This is a genomic window from Flavicella sediminum (genome assembly GCF_006381105.1).
Taxonomy (GTDB): Bacteria; Bacteroidota; Bacteroidia; order Flavobacteriales; family Flavobacteriaceae; genus Flavicella; species Flavicella sediminum.
Genome location: NZ_VDET01000003.1, coordinates 1 through 5791, shown reverse-complemented (window position 1 = coordinate 5791; position 5791 = coordinate 1). Strand labels below are relative to the sequence as shown.

Below are 5791 nucleotides of genomic sequence, written 5' to 3'. Positions count from 1 at the left end.
AGTGTGGGAGTTGATAATCGCGAGATTTTCAGCCAAACACTAAGCTTATACTTATTTTGTGTTTTTATCTTAGTCGACCTAAAAATAGATAAATAAGTAGAAGTGACCCAATAAAAAAACACAAACCTTTGTGCAAACCATAAAAACCCACATTAACTTTATGCGGTGTTGTAAGCAGTTTTTGTTAATCTTGCATTTGATTCAATATCTCAATCGCCTTTTCAAATTCTCCACTTGAAACTTGAAGCTCTACTTCGAAGGATGGTAAATAATTCATTATTTGAGTTGTAAATTCATTTTTCATAAAACATTTTATCCCTTCTGATTCTAACTTACTTTTTAATACGAATAGTTCTGATTCAATATGTGCTTTTTTAATTGTAATTAATCTCATAGTTTATAGTTTTCGTTAAACTCAATTTTCTATATATCAAGAATCTGAGAAAGGAAAAATATCCTTTACTCCAGTGATTCTTTGCTTCTAATCGTGAAATTTCAAATTTAGCAAGTTCTTTTATTTTCTCAATATTGTATTTTCTCAAAATCAAGTATTATATTTTCTAAATATTTTAGAATAACAATTCAGAGAATTATTCTCATAAACTGTATTTAATTAATCCTGTTTTTTTTATTCAGTATTCTGGAAATATTGTTTCTCACGTTTTAACTTTTTACCTTTTTATTTCTTTCAAGTATTGTAATAATCATCGCTATAATAAACAATGAATTTGAAACATAATACTTATATGATTCTCCTTGGATGAAACCGACAATCATTAAAATTAAAATAATTATTATAAATAGATGCGGGAAATATTTTTTCATTAATGCAGCGTTTTTTTAAGTAATTACTTACAACGTGTTTGTATAAGGTTAGTGTGGGAGGTAGACAATCACAAAATTGTCCCCCGAGCCACAAAGCTTATACTTATTTCATGTTTTTATCTTGTCGACCTAAAAATACTCAAAATAAGTATAAGTGACTCAATAAAGAAACACAAAAATTTGGGCTAAAACTAAAAACCCACATTAACATTATACGGTGTTGCCAGTAGGCTGTTTTTGTTAAATTAGTCTAATAATATTCTATTTTTCTTTCGCTAATGTAAATTAATTTATTGTTTTCATAAGTGTTTTGTGTAGTCCAATTTTTATTTGAATCTGTCTTGTAATCAAAGGTTAATGTTTCTATTTTTTCTCTGCTATAATAATATTTGTGTTTAATGATTTTACTAATAAAACCATTACTATTATATTCGTAAAATTCCTCATTTTCTTTTTTGGATTTTTCGAATTCAGTTTTATGAATGACTTCATTTTTAGAGTTAAATTTATAGACTGTTTTTAGAACTGAATCACCATTTTCGTCATATTCAACTTCTTTAATCATATTATTGTTTGCATCGTATTCACGTGTTGTTTTACTAGTTAACTTTTTGTCTTCATCAAAGAAGTTAATTTCTAAAATATTTCCATTGATATCAAATAAAGTTTGTTCAGTTTTATTAGAGGTTGATGACCAATTCAGGAGTTCAGATTTTTTATTAGAATTGATATGATACGTGTATTTATTTGTATATAATAGATTTCCAATTGAATCTAAGTTTCTGCTTTCAATCAATTGCTTCTTCTCATAATGATTTTTTCGTGTTATTTCTAATATTGAAATATTTTGGTGATTTGTTTTTTTGTATTTAATTGGATTATTTTGTTCATCATATTCAGTAATCCATTTAAATGAAATATTTCCATTATTTTCTTTAAAATAATATTCGGTTTCTTTTATTTTTTTGTTGTTAAATATATAACGTTCAGAAAGGTTAAATCTATTTAAGTCAAAATCGTAATCATAATTCTCTACACAGTTTCCATTAGTATCAAATTTATATTTATAATTTTCATCTAATCTAAATCCTAAGTTTTTATTTATTTGGCTTAATATCCAGATTTTTGATGAAGAAAATTTGTTTCTAATATATGTCGTTTTTATTTTAGTTGGTTTTCCGAACTTTATTTCTCCAATGTAATTAATTTGTTCAATTTTTTTTACTTTTCCTTTAATGGATAATAGATTTAAATCATTAGTAAGATTTTGATCATTACTACAATTTGTTAGTAGTAATATTATTAGTAATTTAAAATATATTTTCATTTTTTATTAAGTTTTAATAGCTTACTGGCAACGTGTTTGTATAAGATTAGTGTGGGAGTTGATAATCGCTAGATTATCAGCCAAGCACTAAGCTTATACTTATTTAGTGTTTTTATCTTGTCGACCTAAAAATACTCAAAATAAGTATAAGTGACCCAATAAAGAAACACAAAACTTTGGGCTAGAACTAAAAACCCACATTAATTTTATACGGTGTTGTAAATAGTTATTTATACTTAGATTTTAATTTTTCAATCCAAGGTTTTAATTCAATTGTTATATTCTTTAATGAGTCTAAAGTATTTCTTCTAAATTCTTTATGCTGATGGAATTCATTAGTTACATCAGAAATTTGACCATTTACAACTTTTAAAATATTAGTCTCACTTAATAGATTTATAGCGAAGTTTTTATAAGCTTTTGGCATATTGTAGTCTTCATTATATTTATCAAACTTTCCAACAATTCTGTCATATTCTTTATTAATAATACTTTCAGTTTTCTTATCTATTTCAAAAAATAAGTAGACATCTTCATTTTCAAATTGAGATATAGTATTTATTATTTCTGGAAAGCCGTCATTGTCAATATCAACAATTGAGCAATAGGATAAATGATTATTGTAAATTTCTTTAAACTTTGGTTTCTTTTCAGATTCAATTTGATTAATAAAGAGTGAAGTAACAAAGACATCTTCAAAACCAGAGTACATGTAAAGGTCTTTGTCATTGTCATTGTCAAAGTCAATGAAAGAAAATGTATGAGGGGGAAAGTCGCTTGGGTCAAAATATTCCCAGATTAACTTATTGTTTGAATTATTTATTATAATTAATCCACTTCCTTCATATTGTTTGGTCTCACAATTATTAATTTCTCCATATAGAATTTCATAAGGGTAAAGTGTAAATGTGTCCTTTTCTTTTAGTTTAAATTCAGAATTCGAATACTTTGCTAAATCTGTAATTTTTTTAAGGTTAAAAATACTATCAATTTTCTTCGATGTTGAAGATGGTTTTAGAACAGGTTTTGACGTTTTACTCTTGTCACTACACGAAATGACAAATAATGAAATAAGTAACAGAGCAATTTTTTTCATAATTATTTACAACGTGTTTGTGTATGATTAGTTGCGTGTTTCAAGCACTAAAGTTAGTAAACAAATCACAGATAGAAAGTCAGCGTGGACTTTCGTAAATTCGCTAAAACCAGCAATTAATTATACACGGTGTTGTGCATTGTGCTTTAGCGTGTAGGTTGGTATTTAAATTTACACGAAATTACATCTTAAAATCGGATTTTTTGACGCCTTCGTTAATTTTTATGATTTTGTATTCATATAAATGGGTTAGTCCATCCATTATAATTGTATTTTTAAAAGGTACTTTAAAACCTATAACATCACGATAATCATCGTAGATTGTAATGGTACCTTTGAATTCGTCTTTTTCTACGCCTTGAAGCCCTTCTGCAGGTTTAATGTTTGCAATAGATTTTATAAGTAATCCTGTATCTCTGGAATAAAATTGTTTATCTCCATTATACTTTACTCTATAGGCTTTAATACCATCTATTTTTACTTTTTTAGCGTTACCTTCAATATTATCTGATTTTGGTTTGGAAATTAGATTTAAAGATATTAGAGACTTCATGCGGTCTTTAGTAATGTTACTTCTTACACCATTCTGAATCATATAACCTTCCTTACCATTTGAAACCTCTTTTACAACTTCTATTCCATTCATTAAAAATGTTATAGAGCCAAATTTATCTATAATACATTTCGTCTCAACTTCAAGAATTCCTCCTTCAACAGTAAGCTTTGCTTTTGTGTAAAATGTTTTTATAGATAATATGTCTTCCTCTCCTAATACAATATTCCAATATCTATCAATGACGCTCTGAGTAGTTGTTATTTCTTCTCGTTCCGTGATCTCATTTGAAGGGTCGTATTTATCATATATTTTAGATGAGACTATCTCTTCGTAAGGTTTGTCTTTCTGAATATTTCTACCAACTTGACCAGAAAAATTGAGTGGGTTATAATTTTCTGTAGTAATAGTCGTCCAAGACACAAAATCTTCTCTTGAATCTTTTAGATTTTCAATAAGGATGATAAAATTTTCAGCTTCGGTCTTCGTTTTAAAATAGTATGATTGCCTTGTAACAGGTTCTCCAACATCTAAGCTTTCAACATAAAACAAATTAAAATTGTCAATATACTTTTTATATTCTGTGGTATAAATTTCTGTAACTGGCATTTTTACTGGTTCTTCAAAATAAGAAACGTGAAGATGTTTGTAGGGTATATCGATTGTTGATTCTCTAGGTCGTTTGGTTTCTGAATTATAATTGACGAGAACGATATAAACCTCTTTAATATCTTTAGTTTCAATAGCGCGCAACATATTTGATAAACTATAAGTACTAGATTCCAGCACATCAATACGATCATTCATATATGTATTGTGTGATTTTAATTCTTCTTTAAGTCTTAAATTGGTTTGTTTTTGTATTATTGCTTGGCGTTCTGCATCGGCTTGTCGTTGTGCTTCTCTACGCTTGGAGTCTTCTATAATAGAATTTGTTATACTCATTACAACATCGCCAATAGCTTGTCCCATTGCTTCTGTGTTCTTTCGTTCTTGAGCATGGCGTTTTAATAAATTATTATAATCTCTTTGTAAACTTGCACGTTGACTAGAATAGGTAGAACTACTTGAACCAGAATATGTATAAGTGTTTGTATAGTTGCTAGGATTAGATAGCATCTCGTCTAACTTCTGTTGCTTTTCGGCTTCTATCTCTTCTTTTTTGCGCTCTTCCTCGGTATTTTGAGCTATTTTTTCTTGAATTCTCAGCTCATCCTTCACACGCTGTTTTTCTTTTGCCATTTCAGCATCTAATTTCTTTTGAAAATTAGTTTGTTTAGCTTTATTCATGGCATTTTGTATCTCTGCCACTTTGCCCACAGCGAGATTTGATAATTTAGGAATCATTACAACTATGTCAAGATCATCATAAGTTATACTTTCCCCGAAAACTCCTTTTATATTATTAATATCTTCTTTTGTAAAGTAATAAAGATCTAAACCACCATCAGAAACTGCAGGTTCCATAAATTCAACTCTTAGCATTTTTTGACCACTCTGTAAGTGAAATTGACCAGAAACATCAGCTTGAACCCTGCAATTTCCAAAAATACCTGTACCAAGTACATCTTTAGCCTTATTTCCATCATACCTAAAGTCTTTTATTGTAAAGTTTGATATACCTAATTTTATTGCTGTTGGTCTGTTACCATAATTTGTACTTTGCAGCTGATATTTTAATTCATAAGAATACGAGTATGATGGATTATCAGATTCATTAAAACCAGTAAAACGTTTAGATTTTATAGGTCCACCTTGTGCTATTGCTAATAAAGGTAACAATAACACTATAAAAGTTAATAATAAGAGCTGGTTTTTAGATGTCATTTTATGTGATTTAATTTTTGATTTCAGGAGTTTTTTTGCATTATGCACGACGGTTTTGTATAAAGTTAGTGTGGGAGTTGATAATCGCAAGATTCTCAGCCGAACACTAAGCTTTTACTTATTTTGTGTTTTTATCTTAGTCGACCTAGAAATAGATAAATAA

4 protein-coding genes are annotated in these 5791 nt (G+C 28.1%); all 4 read right to left on the bottom strand.

Annotated features, from left to right (window positions below; translation table 11 throughout):
- Positions 1–184 precede the first annotated feature (184 nt).
- On the bottom strand, positions 185–394 hold the full coding sequence (locus FGM02_RS07740; protein ID WP_139957796.1) for a putative signal transducing protein: 210 nt from the start codon (positions 392–394) through the stop codon (positions 185–187).
- A gap of 681 nt (positions 395–1075) precedes the next feature.
- A complete protein-coding gene (locus FGM02_RS07735) occupies positions 1076–2152 on the bottom strand; it encodes a hypothetical protein (protein WP_139957795.1) in 1077 nt (358 codons plus the stop codon).
- Positions 2153–2378: 226 nt separating this feature from the next.
- A complete protein-coding gene (locus tag FGM02_RS07730) occupies positions 2379–3248 on the bottom strand; it encodes a hypothetical protein (protein WP_139957794.1) in 870 nt (289 codons plus the stop codon).
- 181 nt (positions 3249–3429) lie between these two features.
- The gene (locus tag FGM02_RS07725; RefSeq protein ID WP_139957793.1) at positions 3430–5628 is read right to left on the bottom strand and encodes a hypothetical protein; all 2199 of its coding nucleotides are present in this window, start codon (positions 5626–5628) and stop codon (positions 3430–3432) included.
- Between the last annotated feature and the right edge of the window lie 163 nt (positions 5629–5791).

Coding starts and splice junctions, on each gene's coding strand:
- FGM02_RS07740 (WP_139957796.1), bottom strand. CDS start 394: ATGAGATTAATTACAATTAAAAAAGCACATATTGAATCAGAACTATTC.
- FGM02_RS07735 (WP_139957795.1), bottom strand. CDS start 2,152: ATGAAAATATATTTTAAATTACTAATAATATTACTACTAACAAATTGT.
- FGM02_RS07725 (WP_139957793.1), bottom strand. CDS start 5,628: ATGACATCTAAAAACCAGCTCTTATTATTAACTTTTATAGTGTTATTG.
- FGM02_RS07730 (WP_139957794.1), bottom strand. CDS start 3,248: ATGAAAAAAATTGCTCTGTTACTTATTTCATTATTTGTCATTTCGTGT.